Source organism: Streptomyces sp. Ag109_O5-10, from assembly GCF_900105755.1.
Classification (GTDB): domain Bacteria; phylum Actinomycetota; class Actinomycetes; order Streptomycetales; family Streptomycetaceae; genus Streptomyces.
In genome coordinates this window covers 3,638,604-3,662,180 of sequence record NZ_FNTQ01000001.1, presented here as the reverse complement: position 1 = coordinate 3,662,180, position 23,577 = coordinate 3,638,604, and the positions used below count along the sequence as shown (strand labels likewise).

Below are 23,577 nucleotides of genomic sequence, written 5' to 3'. Positions count from 1 at the left end.
GGTTCCCCGTGCCCCTAGGGGGCGCGGTCGTCCAGCTCTGTGAGCATGGCCGCCCGCAGCCTCAGTGTCGTCACCAGGCGCTGGAACGCCTCGGCCCAGTAGCCGCCGGCTCCCGGTGAGGCGTCCTCGCGTTCGTCCGGTACCGCGAGGAGGGCGTCCAGGCGGCCGGCTTCCGAGGGATCCAGGCACCGCTCGGCCAGGCCCATCACCCCGCTGAAGCTCCACGGGTAACTTCCCGCGTCCCGCGCGATGTTGAGGGCGTCCACCACGGACCGGCCGAGTGGCGCGGACCACGGCACGGCGCAGACGCCGAGCAGCTGGAACGCCTCCGACAGGCCGTGTGCCGCGACGAAGCCGGCCACCCAGCCGGCGCGCTCGTCGCCCGCCAGCGTGCCCAGCAGCTTGGCCCGCTCGGCCAGGGACACCGCGCCCGGACCGGCCGCCTCCGGTGCCCCCGGCACCCCGAGCAGCGCTCTCGCCCACTCGGCGTCCCGCTGCCGTACGGCGGCCCGGCACCAGGCCGCGTGCAGCTCGCCCTGCCAGCCGTCCGCCACCGGCAGCGCCACGATCTCCTGCGGGTTCCGGCCGCCGAGCCGGGCCTGCCAGCCGGAGAGCGGGGCCGCCTCCACCAGCTGCCCCAGCCACCAGGACCGCTCGCCGCGTCCGGCCGGCGGTTTGGCCACGACGCCGTCGCGCTCCATCCCGGGGTCGCACTCCGGCGGTGCCTCCACCGCGATCACCGGACGGTCCCCGGTGCGGTCGACCGCCACGCACGCCCCGGCCCGCACCGCCATCCGCCCGGCGAGCGCCGAGCCGGGCAGCGCGGACAGCAGCTCGGCCGCCGTCGTCCGCACGTTGCGGCTGCGGTCCGACAGCGCCTGCTCCAGGAACGGCTCGTCCCCGGCGGCCAGTCCCATGCGCAGCGAGTCGAGGAACATCAGCCGGTCCTCGGCCCGCTCCGTCGCCCAGGTCCCGGCCAGCAGCTCGCGCGCCGACTCGGGCGCGCGGGCCCGCAGCGCGGCCAGCAGGGCCACCCGCTCGGCGAACAGCCCCTCCTGCCACAACTGCCGTATCCCGTCGGTGTCCTCGGGGCCGGGCAGGGCCGCGCCGCCGCCCGGGGCCGCGCGCAGGGCGAACCGCCAGTCCTGGTTGAGCCGGGCCAGCCACAGGGCGCGCGGTCCCGCAAAGGCCAGCGCGGCGGCCCGCAGGTCGGTACGGCCCCGGGCCGCGTCCAGCAGTGCGGGCAGCGCCTGCGGGGGAGCGGCGAACCCGCGTGCGTTGGCCGCCGCGAGCCACTGCGGCAGCAGCTCCATCAGGTCCGGCGAGGTACCCCGCCGGCCGCCGGCCGCGGTGCCGGGGCGATCGGACAGCAGCATCGCCAGTCTGCGTGCCGCGGCGGCGGGCAGCGCGGGGCGCGGGTCCCCGGGGGTCGGTTCGGGGCGGTGTGCGGCCGGTGCCGGACGCAGCCCGGCCCGCCGTCGTACGGTCGCCACGGCCGCCTCGTCCAGCAGGGCCACGGGAGCCTCGCGGCACGGTCCGCCGGTCGTCGGCGGGCGCCGGTCCGTGCCCAGCAGCGCCGTGGTGACGAGATCTTCCCAAGCGGTCACGGGGTTCCCTTTCCGCGAGTGCGGCGAGTGCGGCGAGTGCGGCGAGTGCGGCGAGTCCGCGAGGTTCGCGAGTGCCGCGAGTCGGTCGGGTACGGGGCGATGGTGTCGGGTCGGTTCGGGTGGGAGTGGTGGGCGGCCGGGTGCGGGTGCGTCGGGGCTGGTCGCGCAGTTCCTCCCCCGCGTTCGGCCGGGGGCGCAGCCGGCCTCCCCCCGGACGGCGGCTGCGCCGCCCCGGACGCGACCGCCGCTCGCGGACGGCGGCTGCGCCGCGCGCGGGAGGGCGGCTGAGCTGCCCCTGGGTCGGTGGGAGTGCGACGCGGATCGCGGGCCGGCCGGGTCAGCACAGCGGTACCGCCTCGCCGGTCTCCTGCGGCCAGGCCGTCAGCGGGGTGAAGCCGCGGTGGCCGCACTCGCCGAAGACCGTGACCGGGGCGCCGCCCGAGAGCGCGACCAGCCGCCACAGCCCCGGACCGGAACGGGTGCCGGCCGCCAGGGGCAGCGCCGACTCGCCCTCGGCGTCCGCCAGTTGCCAGGAGTCGCCGTCCGGGACCGGCACGACCCGGCCGAGCGTCACCGGCACGGATTCCAGCCACGGGTCGTCGCGCAGTGCCTCCCCGTACCGGGCCGCCGCCTGTGCCGTCGGTACCCCCGGCGGCCGTGCCGACGAGGGCGCGGGTGCGGCGAACCGCTCGCCCAGTGCCGCCCGGTGCTGCCCCGCACCCGGAAAGGCGGACAGCTCCGCGTCCAGGGCGAGGCCGACGGGCAGCGCCAGTTCGGGCGCGCGGCCTGCGGCACCGTAGGAGAGGAGCAGCGCCGTGCGGCCCGAGTCGGCGCCGTGCAGCCAGATCCGGCGGGTCGTCAGCTTCGCGTCCGCGGTGTCGTACTGGGCGAGGACCAGCCAGCGGTCGCGCACCGGCGTACCGTCCGCCGGGGCGGGCAGGCCGATGCGGGAGCGCACCGTGGCCGCGAGGTCCGCCGGGAGCCGGTCGCGGCGCAGCCAGCCCTGGACGAGGAGGTGCAGCAGCGCGCACTCCTCGAGCAGCCGCACCGGCCAGCCCGGACCGGAGCCCGGTATCGCCCCCAACTCCCTTACCCGCGCCGCCAGTCCGGGAGCCTGGGCGTCGACCATGCGGGCCGCCGTCTCCTCCCACAGCCCGTACCCCGCCTGCTCGGCCGCGGCCAGGCCGCCGCGCAGCAGGTCGGACAGCCGCTGCTCCAGCTCCGTGGCGCCCGCCGTGACCCGCTCGGCCCGCTGCTCCGCCCGGCGCCGGGCCGCCTCGGGATCAGCGGCGGCCGGGGAACTCCCGGCGCCCGTCGGCCGTTTGCCCTCCGCACGGCTGCGTCTGCCCGCGATCCACTGCTCGGCCCAGTCCGGCGGCTGCCGCGCCGCCGGCACCGAGTCGTCCCCGCCCGCCCAGAGCAGGAGCAGGCCGAGAGCGTGCTTGCAGGGGAACTTCCGGCTCGGGCAGCTGCACTTGTAGGCGGGCCCCGCCGGGTCGGCGACGTCCACGATCGTCTGGTACGGCTTGCTGCCGCTGCCCTTGCACAGTCCCCATACCGTCCCCTCCTCGCAACTCCCGGCCCCGGACCACGGCCCCGCCGCTCCGAGCCTGCTTCCCGCCTTGCGTGACGCGGCGTCAGGCGCCAAGGCCAGCACCTGGTCCACGCTCCAGCGCACCCCCTGCTGAGTCATGCCATCGAAGGTAGGTCCCGCCACTGACAATCGGCCCGGCGAGCACGTTTGTGCAGGTCAGAGCGATTGTCAGTGGCGTGGTGCACGGTGGACACCAGATCCGAACCGGCCGAGCTGGAGGGGGCCTCAGCCATGACTGTGTCCGTGGAACCGACCGACCCGACGACCGTCGAGAGCGCACTGCGACCGCACGCCGAGCACGCCTTCGCCGCCGAACTCGCGGCACTGGCCGCACAGGACGACCGGCCGCGCCCGGCCCGCTGGAAGCTGTCCCCGTGGGCGGTGGCCACCTATCTGCTCGGCGGCACACTGCCGGACGGCACGGTGATCACGCCGAAGTACGTCGGCCCGCGCCGCATCGTCGAGGTCGCCGTCACCACCCTCGCCACCGACCGCGCCCTGCTCCTGCTCGGCGTGCCCGGCACCGCCAAGACCTGGGTCTCCGAGCACCTGGCCGCCGCCGTCAGCGGCGACTCGACCCTCCTCGTGCAGGGCACGGCCGGCACCCCGGAGGAGGCGATCCGCTACGGCTGGAACTACGCGCAGCTGCTCGCCCACGGCCCCAGCCGGGACGCCCTCGTGCCCAGCCCCGTCATGCGGGCCATGGCGGAGGGCATGACGGCGAGGGTCGAGGAGCTCACCCGGATCCCCGCCGACGTGCAGGACACGCTGATCACGATCTTGTCCGAGAAGACCCTGCCCATCCCCGAGCTGGGCCAGGAGGTGCAGGCGGTCCGCGGCTTCAACCTGATCGCCACCGCCAACGACCGCGACCGGGGGGTCAACGAGCTCTCCAGCGCCCTGCGCCGCCGCTTCAACACCGTGGTGCTGCCCCTGCCGGACAGCCCGGACGCCGAGGTCGACATCGTCGCGCGCCGGGTCGACCAGCTCGGCCGCTCCCTCGACCTGCCGGCCGTGCCCGACGGCATCGAGGAGATCCGCCGCGTCGTCACCGTCTTCCGCGAGCTGCGCGACGGGGTGACCGCCGACGGCCGCACCAGGATCAAGTCGCCGAGCGGCACGCTCTCCACGGCCGAGGCGATCTCCGTCGTCACCGGCGGCCTCGCCCTGGCGGCGCACTTCGGGGACGGCGTGCTGCGGGCCGGGGACGTCGCCGCCGGCATCCTCGGAGCGGTGGTCCGCGACCCGGCCGCCGACCGGGTCGTCTGGCAGGAGTACCTGGAGACGGTCGTCCGCGAGCGGGACGGCTGGAAGGACTTCTACCGCGCCTGCCGCGAGGTGAGCGCGTGAGTGACGACACCGCGTGGCGGCGGTCGCCCGGCCCCGGGCCGCTGCTGCTGGGGGTTCGGCACCACGGGCCCGGCTCCGCGCGGGCGGTGCGGGCCGCGCTGGACGCCGCCCGGCCGCGGGCGGTGCTGATCGAGGGGCCGCCCGAGGCCGACGCGCTGATCCCGCTGGTCGCCGACCCGGAGATGCGGCCACCGGTCGCGCTCCTCGCGCACGCCGTGGACGAGCCCGGCCGCTCGGCGTTCTGGCCGCTGGCCGACTTCAGTCCCGAGTGGGTGGCGCTCCGCTGGGCCCTGGAGCACGCGGTCCCGGCCCGCTTCATCGACCTGCCGGCCGCGCACACGCTGGCGTGGCAGCGCCCGGAGGGCCCGTGCGAACCGGACGCCGGATCCGGCGGCGGGCAGCAGCAGATCCGCGTCGACCCCCTGGCCGCGCTCGCCGAGGCCGCCGGTTACGACGACCCCGAGCGCTGGTGGGAGGACGTCGTCGAGCACCGGGGCGGCGCCGGTGAGCGGGACGCGTTCGCGCCGTTCGCCGCGGTGGCGGAGGCGATGGCGGCGCTGCGGGAGACGTACGGGGCCGGCGGCCGCGACCGCGATCCCGTGCGGGAGGCCCACATGCGGCTCAGGCTGCGCGCCGCACAGCGGGAGTTCGGGGAGCAGGTCGCGGTGGTGTGCGGGGCGTGGCACGTGCCGGCGCTGCGCGCGAAGCACCCCGTCGCCGCCGACAGGGAAATGCTGAAGGGGCTGCCCAAGGTCAAGGCGGACCTGACCTGGGTGCCGTGGACGAACCGCAGGCTGGCCCGGGCGAGCGGCTACGGCGCGGGCATCGACTCGCCCGGCTGGTACGGGCATCTGTTCCGCGCCCCGGACCGGCCGGTGGAGCGGTGGCTCACCAAGGTGGCCGGACTGCTTCGCGAGGAGGACCGGATCGTCTCCTCGGCCCACGTCATCGAGGCGGTACGGCTGGCCGAGACACTCGCGGTGATGCGCGGCCGCCCGCTGCCCGGCCTCGGCGAGACGACCGACGCGGTGCGGGCTGTGCTCTGCGAGGGCTCGGACGTCCCGCTGGCGCTGGTGCACGACCGGCTGGTGGTCGGGGACGTGCTGGGGGAGGTGCCGGAGGCGGCGCCCGCGGTGCCGTTGCAGCGGGACCTCGCCCGGGAGCAGCGCCGGCTCAGGCTGAAGCCGGAGGCGCTGGAGCGTGAGCTGGAGCTCGACCTGCGCAAGGAGACCGACGCCGGGCGCAGCCGGCTGCTGCACCGGCTGCGGCTGCTCGGCGTCGGATGGGGGGAGCCCGCGCAGTCGCGGGGAAGCACCGGAACGTTCCGGGAGACGTGGCGGCTGCGCTGGGAGCCGGAGCTGTCGGTGCGGGTGGCCGAGGCGGGCGTGTGGGGGACGACCGTCGAGGGCGCGGCGACGGGCAGGGCCGAGGCCGACGCGGTGCAGGCGAGCGACCTCGCCGACGTCACCGGGCTCGCCGAGCACTGCCTGCTCGCCGGGCTGCCGGACGCGCTGCCGGTGGTGATGCGGGCGCTCGCCGACCGGGCCGCGCTGGACACGGACGTGGGCCGGCTCGCCCAGGCCCTGCCCGCCCTGGTCCGCTCCCTGCGCTACGGCGACGTCCGGGGCACCGACACCCGGGCACTCGCCGAGGTCGCCGCGGGTCTCGCCGAGCGGGTCTTCGTCGGGCTCCCGCCGGCCTGCGCCGCCCTCGACGCGGACGCCGCCGACGAGATGCGCGGCCATGTGGACGCGGTGCACACGGCGGTGGGCCTGCTCGGGGAGACGGCGGCGCAGGCCGGTCCCGGTCAGTCGGACCTCCGCCTCCGCTGGGGGGCCGTGCTGCGCACGCTCTCCGGGCGGGACACCGTGCCCGGGGTGCTGCGCGGCCGGGCCGTGCGGATCCTGCTCGACGAGGGAGAGCTGGATCCGCAGGAGGCGGCGCGGCTGATGGGCCTGGTGCTCTCACCGGGGACCCCGCCGGCGGACGCGGCCGCCTGGATCGAGGGGTTCGTCGGCGGGAGCGGTGCGGGCGGGATGCTGCTGGTGCACGACGAGCGGCTGCTCGGCCTGGTCGACGCCTGGCTGACCGGGGTGCCGGCGGAGGCGTTCACGGACGTGCTGCCGCTGCTGCGCCGGACGTTCTCGGTGTACGAGCCGGGGGTGCGCCGGACGATCGGCGAACTGGTGCGCCGTGGCCCGGGGGAGCGGCTCCGGGGCGGAGCGGGGCAGGCCGGCGGAACACCGGGGTTCGGCGCCGAGCCGGACGCCGGGCGCGCCGACGCCGTACTGCCGGTGCTGCGCCTGCTGCTCGGCCTCGGTGAAGGGGAAGAGGCGGAGGAATCGGACAACGACCTTGTGGGGGCGGGGAGATGACCACGGACGCGACGGCCGCGACGGACGCGGGCACCAGGATCGGCACCGGTGCCGGCGCCGCTGATGCCGCGCGGGAGCGGCTGCGGCGGTGGCGGCTGGTGCTCGGGGGCGAGGCCGCCGACGGGACCGGGTGCGCGCTGTCGGGGCGGGACGCGGCGATGGACGGGACGCTGGCCGCGCTGTACGGGAAGGGGGACAGACCGCAGTCGGGGCGGGAGCGTTCGGCGGGGCTCGGGGCGTCGGCGCCGTCGGTCGCACGCTGGCTCGGGGACATCCGGACGTACTTCCCGTCGTCCGTGGTGCAGGTCATGCAGCGTGACGCCATCGACCGGCTCGGGCTGGCCGCGCTGCTGCTCGAACCGGAGATGCTGGAGGCGGTGGAGGCGGACGTGCACCTGGTCGGCACGCTGCTCTCGCTCAACAAGGCGATGCCGGAGACGACGAAGGAGACGGCGCGGGCGGTCGTGCGCAAGGTCGTCGAGGACCTGGAGAAGCGGCTGGCCACCCGTACCCGGGCCACCCTGACCGGCGCCCTCGACCGCAGCGCCCGTGTCAGCCGCCCGCGCCACCACGACATCGACTGGAACCGCACCATCGCGGCCAATCTCAAGAACTACCTGCCCGAGTACCGGACGGTGGTACCGGAGCGGCTGGTGGGGTACGGGCGGGCGTCGCAGTCGGTGAAGAAGGAGGTGGTGCTCTGCATCGACCAGTCCGGGTCGATGGCGGCCTCGGTGGTGTACGCCTCGGTGTTCGGGGCGGTCCTCGCGTCCATGCGGTCGATCGACACCCGGCTGGTCGTCTTCGACACCGCGGTGGTCGACCTCACGGACCAGCTGGACGACCCGGTGGACGTCCTCTTCGGCACCCAGCTCGGCGGCGGGACGGACATCAACCGGGCGCTGGCGTACTGCCAGTCGCAGATCACCCGGCCCGCGGAGACCGTCGTCGTCCTCATCAGCGACCTCTACGAGGGCGGGATACGCAACGAGATGCTGAAGCGGGTCGCGGCGATGAAGGCGTCGGGGGTGCAGTTCGTGGCGCTGCTCGCGCTGTCGGACGAGGGGGCGCCGGCGTACGACCGGGAGCACGCGGCGGCGCTCGCGGCGCTGGGGGCACCGGCGTTCGCGTGCACGCCCGACCTCTTCCCGGAGGTGATGGCGGCGGCGATCGAGAAGCGGCCGATCCCGGTGCCGGACACCGTGTGACGCCCTGCCCGAAGGGTGACTTGTCGACTCGGCGGTGACCGCTGCGGCCGCCAAAAGGGACATGAGTACCCATCGGTAACGGGGGGCTTGCGCACCCTCGGGAGTCCCGTGCAAGGATCGAAGTCTCCACTGGTCTTTCACCGGCCTTCACGCCGTTGTACCCCTTCTGCTCTGTTCCGCCGCACGGAGGATCCACCCCGCTTTGACCTCGCCAGCCGTTCCGTCCGGTGCCGCCGTGCGCGTGTTGCGCACGGCGCCGGGGCGGCGTGCGCTGCACCTGGCGCTGCTGGTCGGCGGACTGCTCGCGCTCGGCCTCCTCTGCGGGCAGCGGGCACAGGCGGCCGAGGGGGTGACGCCGACACCGTCGTCGGCACCGTCCTCGACCTCGGCACCGTCGGTGAGGTCGGCGCTGGCGTCGGTCGTGACGTCGGTGGTGCCGCAGCGGCTCCCGGTGCAGGGCGCGGTGACGCCGCATCGGGAACCGGTGGCCGTGCGGAAGCCCGTCGTCAAGACCGTGCCGGTGGTGGACGGCGTCGGCGAAGCAGTGCGGTCCGTGACCGGCACGGTGAGCGGCACCGTGACCAGGACCGTGTCCTCTCCCGTCGCCTCGGCCTTGACCGAGACCCTCACCGACACGCTCACCGAAACACTCACCGAAACGGTGCGGCAGGTGACGGAGCTGCCGGTGGTGCCAGTAGTGCCGGTGGTGCGGGTGCCGGAGCTGCCCGTCGTCTCCGACCCGCCGGCCGGGTCGGACCCGGCACCGGTGACCCCGGCGCCCGGCCCCACGCACGCGCAGCCGCGGACACCGGTCGCCCACGAAGCCGGTCACGGGAAGCCCCGTACAACGGCCGCGGCGGAGGCGGCGGCGACCACTGCCGCGTCGTACGGACCGCGGATCACCGCCGCCGCGACCTTCACGTCCGGCAAGGCGACGCACCCAGGCGCCCACCGGGCCGCTGCCCGCGCCGCCCGCTCCGCCGCCCGCGCCGCCGGCGCGCCCGCCCGCCCCGCGCCCGCAGGGGACCCGGACGGCGTGCTGGGCAAGGCCGCGGTGGACGCCGCCCCCTCCCGGCACGGTGACGCGCACGCCGTGACCTTCGCCGACCGGGCGCCGCTCGGGTTCGCGCCGGGTGCCGCCCCGCGTACCGACGCGGCCGGGACCGGAGACAGGTACCGGGACATCCCGCTCTTCCCCGGCTAGGACCGGCGACCACCCTCCCCGCCACGGACCTGCCGCGCGGGGGCGGAACAGGTCTGCCCGTCCGCCCGGACCCTCGCGGAGCCCCCTTCGGACTCCGTGCGCACGCTCCGGTACCCCTGCCGGCGCTCCGGGCGGCGATGTCCCCAGCCGCGCTTCCGGCCCCACCGGAAGCTTTCCCGGCTCCGTACGCGCGTGGAAGACGCGCCGGAGCCCCGAAGGACTGACGCACGCATGAACGAGTACATCGGCCGTTCCATGGTCATAGCCGCCGGCCGGAGCTGGGCGGGCGCGTTCGGCCGGCCCGCGGAGGCCGGCGCCGAGGAGTCGCCCGCCGTGCCGGGCCGGGCGGCCCGGATCCGTGGCGCCGAGGCCATCCAGGGCGCCCGCGCGGCCCGCGCCGCGACGGCCACGGCCAGGGCGCAGGCCACCGCCCGGGCGCACGCCCAGGCCCTCCAGAACCGCGCCGCGACGATGCTCACGGCCACCGCCGCCGGCCACTTCCCCTCGGCGGGCAGCCTCATGACCCCGGAGGCCGGCCGCCGGGCGTAGGCCTGTGCGACCGGTTTCCCGCGACTCCGTGGGCGACTCGGCGCGGACGGCCGAACGCCGTCGGTCCGTCCGGCCGGAACCTCACGGTTCGGGGCGGCCCTCCCCTCTGGGGCGGGGCGCGGCCGCCCGGCCCGAGGACCGGGAATCCTCGGGGCCTGAGGCCTCACCGGGCCAACCCCAGCCCGGTGAGGCCTCGCACTTCGCACGCGAGACGGCACGCCGTGCCACCGAAACCCGGGATACCCGGCATCATGTGACAGGTATCACCGCTCAGGTGTGACTCCCGATTTAGAGACCCCCAGCGAGCGGCGATAATCTGCGAGACGGACATGCCGCGCGCTCGGACACCGTGTGCGCACCCCTTGTGACACATTGCGGACGTCACGTTGCCCTTCGCGGCACGCCCACGCATCCAACGAACCGCGAGATCACTGATAGGGACGGAAGCGCGTGGACCTGTTCGAGTACCAGGCGAGGGACCTCTTCGCCAAGCACGATGTACCGGTGCTGGCCGGTGAAGTCATCGACACGCCTGAGGCGGCGCGCGCGATCACCGAGCGTCTGGGCGGCAAGTCCGTCGTCAAGGCGCAGGTGAAGGTCGGTGGCCGCGGCAAGGCCGGTGGCGTCAAGCTGGCCGCCTCCGCGGACGAGGCCGTCGCCCGGGCGACGGACATCCTCGGCATGGACATCAAGGGCCACACGGTCCACAAGGTGATGATCGCCGAGACGGCCCCGGAGATCCTCGAGGAGTACTACGTCTCCTTCCTCCTCGACCGTGCCAACCGCACCTTCCTCTCCATCGCCTCCGTCGAGGGCGGCATGGAGATCGAGGAGGTGGCGGCCACCCGCCCCGAGGCCGTCGCCAAGACGCCGATCGACGCGATCGACGGCGTGGACCTCGCCAAGGCCAAGGAGATCGTCGCCGCGGCGAAGTTCCCGGCCGAGGTCGCCGACAAGGTGGCCGACGTCCTGGTCCGGCTGTGGGACACCTTCATCAAGGAGGACGCCCTCCTCGTCGAGGTCAACCCGCTCGCGAAGGTCGCCTCCGGTGACGTCATCGCCCTCGACGGCAAGGTGTCGCTGGACGACAACGCCGAGTTCCGCCACGCGGACTGGGCGGAGCTCCACGACAAGGCCGCGGCCAACCCGCTGGAGGCCGCCGCCAAGGAGAAGAACCTCAACTACGTCAAGCTCGACGGCGAGGTCGGCATCATCGGCAACGGCGCGGGTCTCGTCATGAGCACCCTGGACGTCGTCGCGTACGCCGGTGAGAACCACGGTGGCGTCAAGCCCGCCAACTTCCTGGACATCGGCGGTGGCGCCTCTGCCCAGGTCATGGCGAACGGCCTGGAGATCATCCTCGGCGACCCCGACGTCAAGTCGGTCTTCGTCAACGTCTTCGGTGGCATCACCGCCTGCGACGAGGTCGCCAACGGCATCGTGCAGGCGCTGAAGCTTCTGGAGGACCGCGGCGAGGACGTCTCCAAGCCGCTCGTCGTCCGCCTCGACGGCAACAACGCCGAGCTGGGCCGCAAGATCCTCACCGACGCCAACCACCCGCTGGTGCAGCGCGTCGACACCATGGACGGCGCGGCCGACAAGGCCGCCGAGCTGGCCCACGCCGCCAAGTAAGCACTCAGGACGAGGACACAACACACCATGGCTATCTGGCTCAACAAGGACAGCAAGGTCATCGTCCAGGGCATGACGGGCGCCACCGGCATGAAGCACACCAAGCTCATGCTCGGCGACGGCACCAACGTCGTGGGCGGCGTGAACCCGCGCAAGGCGGGGCAGACCGTGGACTTCGACGGCACCGAGGTACCGGTCTTCGGTACGGTCGCCGAGGCCATCGAGAAGACCGGCGCCAACGTCTCCGTCATCTTCGTGCCGGAGAAGTTCACCAAGGACGCGGTCGTCGAGGCCATCGACGCCGAGATCCCGCTGGCCGTCGTGATCACCGAGGGCATCGCCGTGCACGACTCGGCGTCGTTCTGGGCGTACGCCGGCAAGAAGGGCAACAAGACCCGGATCATCGGCCCGAACTGCCCCGGCATCATCACCGTCGGCCAGTCCAACGTCGGCATCATCCCGGGCGACATCACCAAGCCGGGCCGCATCGGCCTGGTCTCGAAGTCCGGCACGCTGACGTACCAGATGATGTACGAGCTCCGTGACATCGGCTTCTCCACCGCCGTCGGCATCGGTGGCGACCCGATCATCGGCACCACGCACATCGACGCGCTCGCCGCGTTCGAGGCCGACCCCGACACCGACCTGATCGTCATGATCGGTGAGATCGGTGGCGACGCCGAGGAGCGGGCCGCGGACTTCATCGCGAAGAACGTGACCAAGCCGGTCGTCGGCTACGTCGCGGGCTTCACCGCGCCGGAGGGCAAGACGATGGGCCACGCCGGCGCCATCGTCTCCGGTTCGTCGGGCACCGCCCAGGCGAAGAAGGAGGCCCTGGAGGCCGCGGGCGTCAAGGTCGGCAAGACCCCGACCGAGACGGCGAAGCTGGCACGCGAGATCCTCGCCGGCTGAACAACCGTGTGACTGTACGCCGGTAGGCCCGTTCCCCGAGGGGGCGGGCCTACCGGCGTTTCGCTCACCGGCACGCGCCGGGTGGGCGCGGCTGAAGAGGGGCGACCGGGAAGACGCGGCGGGTGAAGCGCCCCGTCAGGGGGCGCCGGGGGTACCCCCGGCCGAAGGCCGGGGGAGGAACGCGCGAGCCCCCCACCGGCCCGCCGTCGACGCACTCACCTCGCCAGCGGTACCACCCTCTCCGGTCCGTTCTGGACGGACTTCCGCAGTTTCGCCTGCAGCGCCCGCTCCCCGGCGGACAACGGCCCCATCCCCACCTCCGCCGGCACCCCGCTGATCGCCTGCGCCGGGCCGATCGGCGCCTCGTAGTGCGTCGGTGCCGTCCGCAGCGTGAGGGTCGTCGCCACGACGATCGTCGCCGTGAAGGCGAGCGCGGACCGGGTCCAGAAACGGGTCCGCCGTTCGGCGTACGTCCGCACGGTGGGCGGCTGGGCCGCTCGCAGCCGCTCCGTCGAGGCCAGTTCGGCCAGCCGCCGGTGCAGCGCGGCGGGGTCGGCGAGCTCCGGCACCTGGCCGGCGACCAGCCGCCGCGCCCGGGTCAGCCGGCCGGCCGCCGCCGGCGTGCTCGCCTCCGTCTCCGCCGCGGTCTCCGGCAGGTCGAGGCCGATGCCGTCGTACAGCAGCAGCGTGCGCCGGTACGTCGGCGGCAGCTTCAGCAGCGCCTCCAGGAGCGCGCGGTCGGCCGCGTCGGCCGGTGGCGGCTCGGGGTGGCGGTAGCGCAGCCGGAACCGGTGCCAGGGGGAGAGCGCACACTCGTGCACCATCGCCCGCACCCAGCCGGCCGGATCCCGGTCGCGGGCCACCTGCGGCCAGTTCTGCCAGGCCAGTTGGAAGGCCCGCTCGACGGCCTCCTGCGCCAGCTCCCGGCGGCCGGTGAGCAGGTAGGCCTGCCGCACCAGGGCCGGGGCGCAGAACGCGTAGAGCGCGTCGAAGGCCTGAGCGGGCGTCAGAGCGGGGGACAGTCCGGCCTCGTGGACATGGCCAGGGCTCTGCGTCATCGGGCGCACCTCCCTTCGAAAAAGCACATAAACATATATTGAGCGACACTTCGGCTGTTCACCGGTTACGACGGGAAAGCGCGTGTCGTTGGGAGCATGGCGGTCGTGATTCGGATGACCGCCCGCCGCCCGTCGTTGCCCTCTCGTCGGCACTCGCCGCCGCTGCTCAGCCGGGTGCGCGACCGTTCCCCTGGACTGGGCGCGAGCCTGGCGGCCGGTGCGCTCGCGGCCGGACTCGGACTCGGGTCCTTCGCCGTGCTGGCGATCGCGCTGTGGGTCAGCTCGCCCTACCCCGACAGCGGACCGGGCGGCGCGCTGCACGTCGCGGCCGCGCTGTGGCTGCTCGCCCACGGCGTCGAACTGGTCCGCACCGACACGCTGTCCGGAGTGCCGGCGCCGGTCGGGGTGACACCGTTGCTGCTGCTCCTGGTGCCGGCGCTGCTCCTGCAGCGGGCGGCGCGGTACGCGGTGGACGCGCCGGACGGCGACGATCCCGACGCCCCGCCGCCGGTCCGCGCCCGTACGGCCTGGGCCGGGGTCGTCGCCGGCTACCTCGGCGTCGGCGGCTGCGCCACCCTGTACGCGTCCGGCGGCGCGCTGCGGCCGCAGTGGGCGTGGGTGGCGGTGGCTGCGCCCCTGCTCGCGGCGTGCGCGGCGGGCGCCGGGGTGTGGACGGCGTACGGCCGGCCGCGTGAACCGCTGCTGCGCCTGGTGTCACTCCTGCCGGGTGCGGTACGGCGGCGGCTGCTCGGGCGCGACACCCGGGTGCGGTGGGGTACGGCCCTGCGCGCGTCCCTGGCCGGGACGGCCGTGTTCCTCGGCGGCGGCACGCTGCTGCTCGCGGTGTCGCTGGTGGGGCACGGGGACACCGCGCGGGCGTCGTTCCTGCAGCTGACGGAGGGCTGGACGGGCCGGTTCGCGGTGCTGTTCCTCTGCGTCTCGCTGATCCCGAACGCGGCGGTGTGGTCCGCGTCGTACGCCGTGGGCCCCGGCTTCGTGCTCGGCGCCGGGCACCACGTGACGGCGCTGGCCTCGGATCCGGCACCGCTGCTCCCGCCCTTCCCGCTGCTGGCGGCCGTGCCGCAGCACGGTCCCGGGACCTGGGTGCACTGGGTGGCCGGGGCGGTGCCGGTGGTGGCCGGCGTGACGGTGGCGTGGTTCGTGGCGGCGCGGGCGGCCGAGCGGCGCTGGTCGGCCAAGCGCACGGCCGGGGTGGCGGCACTGGCGGCGCTGCTGGGCGCGCTGCTGCTCGCGGCGCTGGCCGAGCTGGCGGGCGGCCCGCTGGGCGTCGCCGCGCTCGCCTCCTTCGGCCCCGTCTGGTGGCAGACGGGCGCGGCGACGGGCGGCTGGCTCCTCGCGGTGAGCCTGCCGGCCGCCCTGACGCTGCGGGCCTGGCGGAGGGAGGGCGCCGACTCACTCGCCGCGTGGCTGGGCTTCGCGGGGCGCAAGCCGCGGGACGGGCGGGCCGCGGAGCAGGAGCGGACGCAGGGGAGTCAGACGCCGTCGGCCCCGTCCCGTACCTCGGCCCCCGCTCCCGTCCCGGCGCCGGTGGCGACCCCGGCCCCGGTCTTCGTGACCGGACTGCTGCCCGACCAGGCCGACGGCGACGCCTCCGAGCGGTACGAGGCGCTGCCGGCCGAGCCGCACCACGTGCACCCCGTCCACCCGCTGCCCGGCGAGGTGCACCCCGTCCACCCGCTGCCCGGGGAGATGCCGCCGGTGGACCCGCCGCCCGGCCCCTGGGAGGACGAGGAGGCGCGCAAGGCCCGCTGGACGGCGCTGCGGAGGCTGTCCGAGCCGACGGCCGAGGACGAGGACGACGTGGTCGAGGACGATGCGGCCGAGGACGATGCGGCCGAGGACGAGGGCACCGACGGTCCCTGACCCTCCCGCCCCGTCACCCCGGCACCGTCCGCCTCCGCCCCGTCAGCTGTTCCCGCTCCCCAGGAACCCGCGCAGCTCCTGCGGCAGCAGGTGGTCGCATGACTGCTTGGCCTCGTTGGTGAGGGCGTCCGAGACGCAGGTGTAGTAGTCGCGGTAGACCATCTGGGCCGTGAAGTTGGCCGCCACCAGGGCCAGCGCCAGGGACGCCGTGACCAGGCCGCTGATCGCCGCAGTCGTCTGGGGGCGGCCGGTGGCGGCGGCCCCGTCCGGGTCGCGGGGCTTGGCGCGGAGCGCGCTGATGCCCCAGTAGACGGCCAGGGCGCCGAGCAGCAGCGCCACGTACGGCCAGCTGAAGAGCGCGAAGAGGAAGGCCCACATGCCGCACAGCAGGGCGTACCGCGCCCGCCGCTGGGCCGGGTCGGTCGGGTCCCAGCGCATGCCGGAGCCGCCGGAGCCGCCGGAGCCGCCGGGGCCGTTCTGGCCGCCGCCGCCCGGACCGCCGTCGGGACGCTGGCCGAAGCCGCCGGACTGCCGGCCGGGCTGGCGGTCGCTCCACTGGCTGCCCCAGGGCGCTTCCCGGTCGTCGTCACCGGCCGGGCGGCGCGGCCGCCACGGGCTGTCCGGCGTGCCCTCCGGCGGCGGGGCGAAGGGGTTGTCGTCCTTCTGGCCGTCCTCCCCGTCCTTCCGGTCGCCCTTCGGCCGGTTCGAGGACGCGTCCGGCGGCGAGGCCGGCCGCTCCCGCAGCAGCACGGCGGAACCTGTCCCTCCCTGTACCGACTGCGGGGGGAGCATGCGAAGTCCCAGGCTGCGGTCCGGCATCAAGTGAGCGTCTTCCCCTAGATCAAGATGAACAGAACAGAGCTGATGGATGGGCTGGATACGGATACGGCTGGATACGGCGGCTGGCTGCGGGCGATCGGTACGGCGGCCGGAACGACCGCCTACCCCGTGAACGCGTCGTATCCCGGACACGTTCCCGCCCCGCCACCTCCCAGACGCTACCTTCCGGCCACGCCCCCGTCCCGTGGGGGCCGCCCGGTGTGCCGGTATCGTTGCTGACGGTCGGCCGCTTCGTAGACTTCCCCGTATCCCGGGGCGCGAAGCACTCGTACGAATGTACAAAGCGGGTGCGGGGCCGGCCACCGTACCGACGCTCCCCCGAGAAAGGGCCCCACCGTGGCCGCCAAGCCCGTGGCCAAGCGCCTTGTCGTGCTGGTCTCCGGATCCGGCACCAACCTCCAGGCGCTCCTCGACGCGATCGCCGAGCACGGCGCCGAGGCCTACGGTGCCGAGGTCGTCGCCGTCGGTGCCGACCGTGCCGGCATCGAGGGGCTCGCGCGTGCCGAGCGGGCCGGGATCCCGACGTTCGTGACCAGGGTGAAGGACTTCGCGACCCGGGAGGAGTGGGACCGGGCGCTGGCCGACGCCGTGGCCGCCCACGAACCCGATCTCGTCGTCTCCGCCGGGTTCATGAAGATCGTCGGGAAGGAGTTCCTGGCGCGGTTCGGCGGGCGGACCGTCAACACGCACCCCGCCCTGCTGCCCAGTTTCCCCGGAGCCCACGGCGTACGGGACGCGCTCGCGTACGGCGCCAGGGTCACCGGCTGCACCGTCCACTTCGTCGACGACGGCGTCGACACCGGACCGATCATCGCTCAGGGCGTGGTGGAGGTCCGGGACGAGGACGACGAGAGCGCGCTGCACGAGCGCATCAAGGACGTCGAGCGAAGGCTGCTCGTCGAGGTCGTGGGGCGGATCGCCCGCAACGGCTATCGCATTGAGGGACGAAAGGTAGTTATCCAGTGACCGCCGAGAGCACTGTCACGGCCGAGAGCGGCAAGCGGCCCATCCGTCGCGCGCTCGTCAGCGTCTACGACAAGACCGGGCTCGAAGAGCTCGCCCGCGGGCTGCACGAGGCCGGTGTCGCACTCGTCTCCACCGGCTCGACCGCCGCCCGCATCGCCGCCGCCGGCGTGCCCGTCACCAAGGTCGAGGAGCTCACCGGCTTCCCGGAGTGCCTGGACGGCCGGGTCAAGACCCTGCACCCCAGGGTGCACGCCGGCATCCTCGCCGACCTGCGCCTCGAGGACCACCGACGCCAGCTCCAAGAGCTCGGCATCGAGCCCTTCGACCTCGTGGTCAGCAACCTCTATCCGTTCCGCGAGACCGTCGCCTCCGGCGCCACCCCCGACGAGTGCGTCGAGCAGATCGACATCGGCGGTCCTTCGATGGTCCGCGCGGCCGCCAAGAACCACCCCTCGGTCGCGATCGTCACCAGCCCCGCCCGCTACGCCGACGTCCTCAAGGCCGTCGCCGAGGGCGGCTTCGACCTCGCCACCCGCAAGCGGCTCGCCGCCGAGGCCTTCCAGCACACGGCCGCCTACGACGTGGCGGTGGCCTCCTGGTTCGCCTCGGAGTACGCCCCGGTCGACGACTCGCGGTTCCCCGACTTCCTCGGCGCCACCTGGCAGCGCGAGAACACCCTGCGCTACGGCGAGAACCCGCACCAGCCCGCCGCCCTCTACGTCGACGCCGCTGGCGGCGGTCTCGCCGAGGCCGAGCAGCTGCACGGCAAGGAGATGTCGTACAACAACTACACGGACACGGACGCCGCCCGCCGTGCCGCGTACGACCACGACGAGCCGTGCGTCGCGATCATCAAGCACGCCAACCCCTGCGGCATCGCCGTCGGTTCGGACGTCGCCGAGGCGCACCGCAAGGCGCACGCCTGCGACCCGCTGTCCGCGTTCGGCGGGGTCATCGCCGTCAACCGGCCGGTGAGCCGGGAGATGGCGGAGCAGGTCGCCGAGATCTTCACCGAGGTCATCGTCGCGCCCGACTACGAGGAGGGGGCCCTCGAAGCCCTCGCGAAGAAGAAGAACATCCGGGTGCTGAAGGCGCCGGGCGCCCCCGTCAACCCCGTCGAGGTCAAGGCGATCGACGGCGGTGTGCTGCTCCAGGTCACCGACCGCCTCCAGGCGGACGGCGACGACCCGGCCAACTGGACCCTCGCGACCGGCGAGGCGCTGGACGCGGCGGAGCTGGCGGAACTCGCGTTCGCCTGGAAGGCCTGCCGGGCCGTGAAGTCCAACGCCATCCTGCTCGCCAAGGACGGCGCCTCGGTCGGCGTCGGCATGGGCCAGGTCAATCGCGTCGACTCCGCGAAGCTCGCCGTCGAGCGGGCGGGGGAGGAGCGGGCGCGCGGCTCCTACGCCGCCTCCGACGCGTTCTTCCCGTTCCCCGACGGCCTGGAGATCCTCACCGCCGCCGGCGTCAAGGCCGTGGTGCAGCCCGGCGGTTCGGTCCGCGACGAACTCGTCGTGGAGGCCGCGAAGAAGGCGGGCGTGACGATGTACTTCACCGGCACGCGGCACTTCTTCCACTGAGCCGCCACGGCGCAAAGGGCGTCAACACCAGGGCCGTGTCCCCGCAGCGGGGGACACGGCCCTTGGGGTGCCGGTGAAGGCTCAGTTGCTGCGGATCACGATCGTGCCGCACACCTTGTCGGCGAACGTCTGGCGCTTGGCGTCCCACGCCGGCCACAGCCAGCCCAGGTAGCAGGCGAGGCTGTCCAGGATGTGCGCGATACGGCGCACGAACGCCATGCCGACGCCGATCGGCTGGCCCGTGGCCTCCTTGACCAGGCGGATGCCCAGCGCCTTCTTGCCGATGGTCTGGCCGGTGCGGCCCTCCATGATCAGCTGCCAGATCGCGATGCCGATGATCGCCAGGGCGCCGATGATGCCCAGCACCGCGGCCTTGCTGGCGAAGAGCACCAGGATGTACGGCACCAGGAAGACCAGGCCGTCGACGATCGTGCCGCCGAAGCGCTGGCCCCAGTTCGCGTACGGCGGCGTGGCGCCGTAACCCTGCTGCGGGTAACCGTAACCACCCTGCTGCGGGTAGCCGGGCTGCTGCGGGTAGCCGTAGCCGGGCTGACCCTGCTGCGGCGGGACGCCCTGCGGGGCCTGCTGGTAGCCGGGCTGCTGCGGGTAGCCGTAGCCGGGCTGACCCTGCTGCGGGTCCTGCGGCTGACCGTAGGGGTTGTTGGGCGCGCCGAAACTCATGACGGGTTTCCTCCGTTTGACCTGCGGGGACGACGCGGACAAGGACGGAGGTACGTCACGAACTGAGCGGTTTTGCCCCCCCACCGGACCGCGATACTGCGCCGCTCATGGTTGAGTACGGGCGAGTTGTTGTCCAGTCCGATTAGCGATGTGTTGTGCAAGTGCAACATCATTGATCATGACCGCGCACCCGACTGGAACCGGGAGACCGGCATCCGCGAGGATGGAGCCATGACCGCCCAGATTCTCGATGGCAAGGCCACCGCAGCAGCGATCAAGTCCGATCTGACCGCCCGCGTGGCGGCGCTGAGGGAGAAGGGCGTCACGCCCGGCCTCGGCACGATCCTCGTCGGGGACGACCCCGGCAGCCAGAAGTACGTCGCCGGCAAGCACCGCGACTGCGCCCAGGTCGGCATCGCCTCCATCCAGCGCGAACTCCCGGCCACCGCGACCCAGGAGGAGATCGAGGCGGTCGTCCGCGAACTCAACGACGACCCGGCCTGCACCGGCTACATCGTCCAGCTGCCGCTGCCCAAGGGCATCGACGAGAACCGCATCCTGGAGCTGATGGACCCGCACAAGGACGCGGACGGCCTGCACCCGACGAACCTCGGCCGGCTGGTGCTCGGCGAGCCCGCGCCGCTGCCCTGCACCCCCAACGGCGTGCTCACGCTGCTGCGCCGGTACGGCGTCGAGATCAAGGGCGCCGAGGTCGTGGTCGTCGGCCGCGGTGTGACCATCGGCCGCCCGATGCCGCTGCTGCTCACCCGGCGCAGCGAGAACGCCACGGTGACCCAGTGCCACACCGGCACCCGCGACCTCGCGTCGCACCTGAAGCGCGCCGACATCATCATCGCCGCCGCCGGTTCCCCGCACCTGATCCGCCCCGAGGACGTCAAGCCGGGTGCCGCCGTCCTCGACGTCGGTGTCTCCCGCAACGCCGACGGCAAGATCGTCGGGGACGTGCATCCCGGGGTGGCCGAGGTCGCCGGGTGGCTCTCGCCGAACCCCGGCGGGGTCGGGCCGATGACCAGGGCGCAGCTGCTCGTCAACGTGGTCGAGGCGGCGGAGCGCAGTGCCGGCTGAGCAGGCACACGACGACGAGCCGACCGTCCGCGACGCGATCAGCGCTCCGGACGCGCAGGGGCGGCCCCGGCGGGCCACGCGCCGCTTCCCGCTGTTCACGCGGGACACCGCCCGCCCCGAGGGGGGCGGCAGGGCCGCGTCGGGGGACCTGCCGGCGCCGGCCCGGCAGTGGCCGATGCTGGTGGTGCTGGCGGCCGTCGCGGTGGGGCTGCTGCTGACCTCGCTCGACCAGTTCCGGGTCGGCGCGCTGCTGATCGGGGCGGCGCTGCTGGCCGGGGCGGTGATGCGGTGGATACTGCCGAGCGTGGGGATGCTGGCGGTCCGGTCGCGGTTCACGGACATCGCCACGTACGGGGTGCTGGGACTGGCGATCGTGCTGCTGGCGTTGATGGCGCAGCCGAAGCCGTGGCTGGTGATCCCGTTTCTGAAGGACACGCTGCATTTCACGATGAAGAACTAGGCATTCTCGTCGGGTGCGGGTGCGGGTGCGGGTGCGGGTGCGGGTGCGGGTGCGGGTGCGGGTGCCGGTGCCGGTGCGTGGGGCGCTGGTCGCGTGGTTCCCCGCGCCCCGCTCGGGCGCGTCCCCAACCGGCACCGGAAAATCCGCCCAGACCGCAAGGCGGCCCGTCCTCTCCCCCGAGCAGGACGGGCCGCCGTCGGGAATCAGCCTTCCCAGCGCGCGGCGGCTGTTCAACGGCTGTCCACCGGCTGTGGCAGAGAGGTGACAGTTCCGCTACGGGGCGCCCGCACTGCCACTGCCGGCGGGAACCGGCGGGCCGCCCGCCGTCGTCACCCGCTCTGAACTGGTGACGAACCGGCGACTTGGCGGGCCGTGGAGGTGCGTGATGGGCGGCTGGCAGCCGCTGCCGGAGGGGCTCCCGCCGGAGGTACGGCACTTCGTGGAGCAGCTGCGGCTCCTCAAGGACGACACCGGCCTCAGTCTGGTCGCGCTGGGTGCCCGTACCGCGTACAGCAAGTCGTCGTGGCAGCGCTATCTCAACGCCGTGCAGCCGCCGCCCCGGCAGGCCGTCGTCGCGCTGTGCCGGGTCGCGGGCCTCGCCGACTCGGACGCCGAACGGCACGCCGTGCGGTGGGAACTCGCCGTCGAGGCCTGGCCGCGCCCGGCGGCCGCACCGGACCCGGACCGCCCGCCGGGCGACGCGGAGCCGGAGGGGTACGAGGACGATCCGACCCTCCCGTGGTGGGACCGGCCGGAACCGGACCCGGAGCCCCGCCCGCACGGCCGTCTGCTGCTGTACGCGATCCTGCTGCTGCTCGTCCTGCTCCTCGTGGCGGTCCTCGGTGCCGTGGCCCTCGGGTGAGGTGGGTCCCCTGTGACCTGCGGGGTCACGGCCTGATGACCGGTGTGCCGATGTGTTGACAAGTTCGCGCACAAGTAACGGAGTCGACCCACAACCGGGCTAACGTGTCCAATCGGGACGAGCCGAGGGCCCGTTGGACCGTAGGGCGGCAGGCGTGCGACGGTGCGTGCCGGACGGGTCGGTGCTTCTGTGCGCCCCCAGCCGGGGGACTGTACTCCGGGGCCGCCGCATCTTGCTGGGTAGGCCAGACGGGGACCGGCGCGGGGCTCCGCGCGAGGGGAAGCGCGGGGGAAGACACGGCACCGAACCGGGGGAAGAGGACCGGGGGAAGAGGGGGGAAGCAATGCCTCGTTGGAAGGCCCTGCCGGACGAACTCGATCCGCAGGTAAAGGAGTTCGCGACCCAGCTGCGGCGGCTCGTGGACCGCAGCGGCATGAGCGTCGCGGCGCTGTCCGATCGCACCGGCTACGCCAGGACGTCCTGGGAGCGCTATCTCAGCGGCCGTCTGCTGGCACCGAAGGGCGCGGTCGTCGCGCTCGCCGAGGTCACCGGGACCGATCCCGTCCACCTCACGACCATGTGGGAGCTGGCCGAACGGGCCTGGAGCCGTTCGGAGATGCGGCACGACATGACCATGGAGGCGATCCGGATCTCCCAGGCGCGGGCCGCGCTGGGGGAGTTCGGGGCGCCGCCCGCCACCTCCTCCTCCGATGCCGGGGGCGGCAAGGCGCCCCGCCGGTCGGCCAGCGCGCTGGCGATACCGGGGATCGCCGGACCGGCGGGCGTCTCGCCCACCATCCCGCCCCAGCCGACGGCGCCCGACGCGAACCGCCGGGAGGGCGCGGGGGGTTCCCGCGGCCCGGCGACGCCTGCGGCCCCGCCCGGCGGCGGCAGGCGGCGGCTGACGATGTTCCTCGCCGGGGTCGTCGGTGTGGTCGTGGTGGTCGCCGCGGTCCTCTTCCTCACCGGGGGCGACGGCGGCGGGCGGAAGAACCAGGGCCACGGTGCCTCGGCCACCCCGTCCACCCCCACCGGCAGCGGCCTCCCGGCCGGGGTGAAGTGCGCGGGTACCGGCTGCACTGGGAAGGACGCGGAGGCCATGGGGTGCAGCGGCGACCTCGTGACCACCGCGAAGACCGTCACCGTCGGCGCGACCACGCTGGAGGTCCGCTACAGCCGGACCTGCGGCGCCGCCTGGGGCCGGATCACGGGGGCCGCCCAGGGCGACTCGGTCCGGGTCACGGCCGGTACCACCACGGAACGCGGCGACATCACGGCCACCGGCGACACGATCGCGTACACGCCGATGGTGGCGGTGCGCGACGCGGCGGCGGCGAAGGCCTGCGCCACGCTGGCGTCGGGGCAGCGGGGGTGCACGACGTAGCGCGCCCACGACAGCCCCTCCGGCGTTCGAGGACGAGGCCGAAGGCCGGCAGCGGGGGTCTGGGGGCTGCAGCCCCCAGTGCCTCGCGACAGCGCGTCCGCGCGCCCGCGAAGAAATCGGCGGCACACAGGAATGCCGGCTTCCATCCCGGGCACGCGAGAGGTATCCCCCCACGGGAGTCCGGAATCCGGTACCCCCGGCGGCGGCCGCACTGTCTCACCTCTCCCGGACAGGCGGCCGCCTCTTTTGTGGGGTGAGCCACACGGACCCCTCGCCCTCCGGCATCCTCGATGCGCGATAGCCTGACCGGTGGATCTCTTGATACCAAGAGATCGATCATTTGTA

The 23,577-nt window shown here is 74.1% G+C and carries 19 protein-coding genes; 14 read left to right on the top strand and 5 right to left on the bottom strand.

All coding sequences use genetic code 11. From position 1 onward, the window contains the following. Positions 1–14 precede the first annotated feature (14 nt). Together BLW82_RS16710 and BLW82_RS16705 are read right to left on the bottom strand one after the other, a co-directional pair. Complete coding sequence (locus BLW82_RS16710; RefSeq protein ID WP_093499562.1) at positions 15–1,607, bottom strand: DUF5691 domain-containing protein; 1,593 nt, start codon at positions 1,605–1,607, stop codon at positions 15–17. A 337-nt stretch (positions 1,608–1,944) separates the two neighbouring features. Next, positions 1,945–3,300: an SWIM zinc finger family protein gene (locus BLW82_RS16705; RefSeq protein WP_093499561.1), complete on the bottom strand. Its 1,356-nt coding sequence runs from the start codon at positions 3,298–3,300 to the stop codon at positions 1,945–1,947. A 132-nt stretch (positions 3,301–3,432) separates the two neighbouring features. Between BLW82_RS16705 and BLW82_RS16700 the strand changes: the two genes are divergently transcribed. The 7 genes from BLW82_RS16700 (at position 3,433) to sucD (ending at position 12,431) form a co-directional block, all read left to right on the top strand. Further along, on the top strand, positions 3,433–4,551 hold the full coding sequence (locus tag BLW82_RS16700) for an ATP-binding protein (protein WP_093499560.1): 1,119 nt from the start codon (positions 3,433–3,435) through the stop codon (positions 4,549–4,551). Beyond that, the gene (locus BLW82_RS16695; RefSeq protein WP_093499559.1) at positions 4,548–6,926 is read left to right on the top strand and encodes a DUF5682 family protein; all 2,379 of its coding nucleotides are present in this window, start codon (positions 4,548–4,550) and stop codon (positions 6,924–6,926) included. The genes BLW82_RS16700 and BLW82_RS16695 overlap by 4 nt, the downstream gene beginning before the upstream one ends. Then, a complete protein-coding gene (locus tag BLW82_RS16690) occupies positions 6,923–8,134 on the top strand; it encodes a VWA domain-containing protein (protein ID WP_256215833.1) in 1,212 nt (403 codons plus the stop codon). The genes BLW82_RS16695 and BLW82_RS16690 overlap by 4 nt, the downstream gene beginning before the upstream one ends. A gap of 235 nt (positions 8,135–8,369) precedes the next feature. Then, on the top strand, positions 8,370–9,338 hold the full coding sequence (locus tag BLW82_RS43910; RefSeq protein WP_093499558.1) for a hypothetical protein: 969 nt from the start codon (positions 8,370–8,372) through the stop codon (positions 9,336–9,338). Between the two features lie 231 nt (positions 9,339–9,569). Beyond that, positions 9,570–9,887 (top strand): hypothetical protein, encoded by a 318-nt coding sequence (locus BLW82_RS16680; RefSeq protein ID WP_093499557.1) that lies wholly within the window; start codon positions 9,570–9,572, stop codon positions 9,885–9,887. Positions 9,888–10,337: 450 nt separating this feature from the next. Beyond that, the gene (sucC, locus tag BLW82_RS16675) at positions 10,338–11,519 is read left to right on the top strand and encodes an ADP-forming succinate--CoA ligase subunit beta (RefSeq protein ID WP_093499556.1); all 1,182 of its coding nucleotides are present in this window, start codon (positions 10,338–10,340) and stop codon (positions 11,517–11,519) included. A gap of 27 nt (positions 11,520–11,546) precedes the next feature. Continuing rightward, the gene (gene sucD / locus BLW82_RS16670; RefSeq protein ID WP_093499555.1) at positions 11,547–12,431 is read left to right on the top strand and encodes a succinate--CoA ligase subunit alpha; all 885 of its coding nucleotides are present in this window, start codon (positions 11,547–11,549) and stop codon (positions 12,429–12,431) included. 215 nt (positions 12,432–12,646) lie between these two features. On the opposite strand, the gene BLW82_RS16665 is transcribed toward sucD, so the two are convergent. Continuing rightward, positions 12,647–13,642: an RNA polymerase sigma factor gene (locus tag BLW82_RS16665; RefSeq protein ID WP_371131348.1), complete on the bottom strand. Its 996-nt coding sequence runs from the start codon at positions 13,640–13,642 to the stop codon at positions 12,647–12,649. On the opposite strand from BLW82_RS16665, the gene BLW82_RS16660 reads away from it, so the two are divergent. Next, positions 13,586–15,373 carry a cell division protein PerM gene (locus tag BLW82_RS16660; RefSeq protein WP_177232973.1) on the top strand — a complete coding sequence of 596 codons (1,788 nt, stop codon included), beginning with the start codon at positions 13,586–13,588 and terminating at the stop codon, positions 15,371–15,373. The two genes, BLW82_RS16665 and BLW82_RS16660, sit on opposite strands and share 57 nt — an antisense overlap. Before the next feature lie 42 nt (positions 15,374–15,415). Here the strand turns inward: BLW82_RS16660 and BLW82_RS16655 are convergent, their stop codons facing one another. After that, the gene (locus BLW82_RS16655) at positions 15,416–16,192 is read right to left on the bottom strand and encodes a hypothetical protein (RefSeq protein WP_093499553.1); all 777 of its coding nucleotides are present in this window, start codon (positions 16,190–16,192) and stop codon (positions 15,416–15,418) included. 357 nt (positions 16,193–16,549) lie between these two features. Between BLW82_RS16655 and purN the strand changes: the two genes are divergently transcribed. Next, positions 16,550–17,179 carry a phosphoribosylglycinamide formyltransferase gene (purN, locus tag BLW82_RS16650; protein ID WP_093499552.1) on the top strand — a complete coding sequence of 210 codons (630 nt, stop codon included), beginning with the start codon at positions 16,550–16,552 and terminating at the stop codon, positions 17,177–17,179. After that, on the top strand, positions 17,176–18,759 hold the full coding sequence (gene purH / locus BLW82_RS16645) for a bifunctional phosphoribosylaminoimidazolecarboxamide formyltransferase/IMP cyclohydrolase (RefSeq protein WP_093499551.1): 1,584 nt from the start codon (positions 17,176–17,178) through the stop codon (positions 18,757–18,759). The genes purN and purH overlap by 4 nt, the downstream gene beginning before the upstream one ends. 81 nt (positions 18,760–18,840) lie before the next feature. Here purH and BLW82_RS16640 read toward each other — a convergent pair whose 3' ends face one another. After that, positions 18,841–19,440 carry an RDD family protein gene (locus tag BLW82_RS16640; protein ID WP_093499550.1) on the bottom strand — a complete coding sequence of 200 codons (600 nt, stop codon included), beginning with the start codon at positions 19,438–19,440 and terminating at the stop codon, positions 18,841–18,843. 231 nt (positions 19,441–19,671) lie between these two features. On the opposite strand from BLW82_RS16640, the gene BLW82_RS16635 reads away from it, so the two are divergent. The 4 genes from BLW82_RS16635 (at position 19,672) to BLW82_RS16620 (ending at position 23,232) form a co-directional block, all read left to right on the top strand. Further along, entirely contained in the window at positions 19,672–20,526 is an 855-nt protein-coding gene (locus BLW82_RS16635; protein WP_093499549.1) for a bifunctional methylenetetrahydrofolate dehydrogenase/methenyltetrahydrofolate cyclohydrolase, read from the top strand. Continuing rightward, the gene (locus BLW82_RS16630; RefSeq protein WP_093499548.1) at positions 20,516–20,986 is read left to right on the top strand and encodes a DUF3017 domain-containing protein; all 471 of its coding nucleotides are present in this window, start codon (positions 20,516–20,518) and stop codon (positions 20,984–20,986) included. The genes BLW82_RS16635 and BLW82_RS16630 overlap by 11 nt, the downstream gene beginning before the upstream one ends. Before the next feature lie 385 nt (positions 20,987–21,371). Further along, on the top strand, positions 21,372–21,848 hold the full coding sequence (locus BLW82_RS16625) for a helix-turn-helix domain-containing protein (RefSeq protein ID WP_093499547.1): 477 nt from the start codon (positions 21,372–21,374) through the stop codon (positions 21,846–21,848). A 343-nt stretch (positions 21,849–22,191) separates the two neighbouring features. Beyond that, entirely contained in the window at positions 22,192–23,232 is a 1,041-nt protein-coding gene (locus BLW82_RS16620; RefSeq protein ID WP_093499546.1) for a helix-turn-helix domain-containing protein, read from the top strand. Positions 23,233–23,577: the final 345 nt, after the last annotated feature.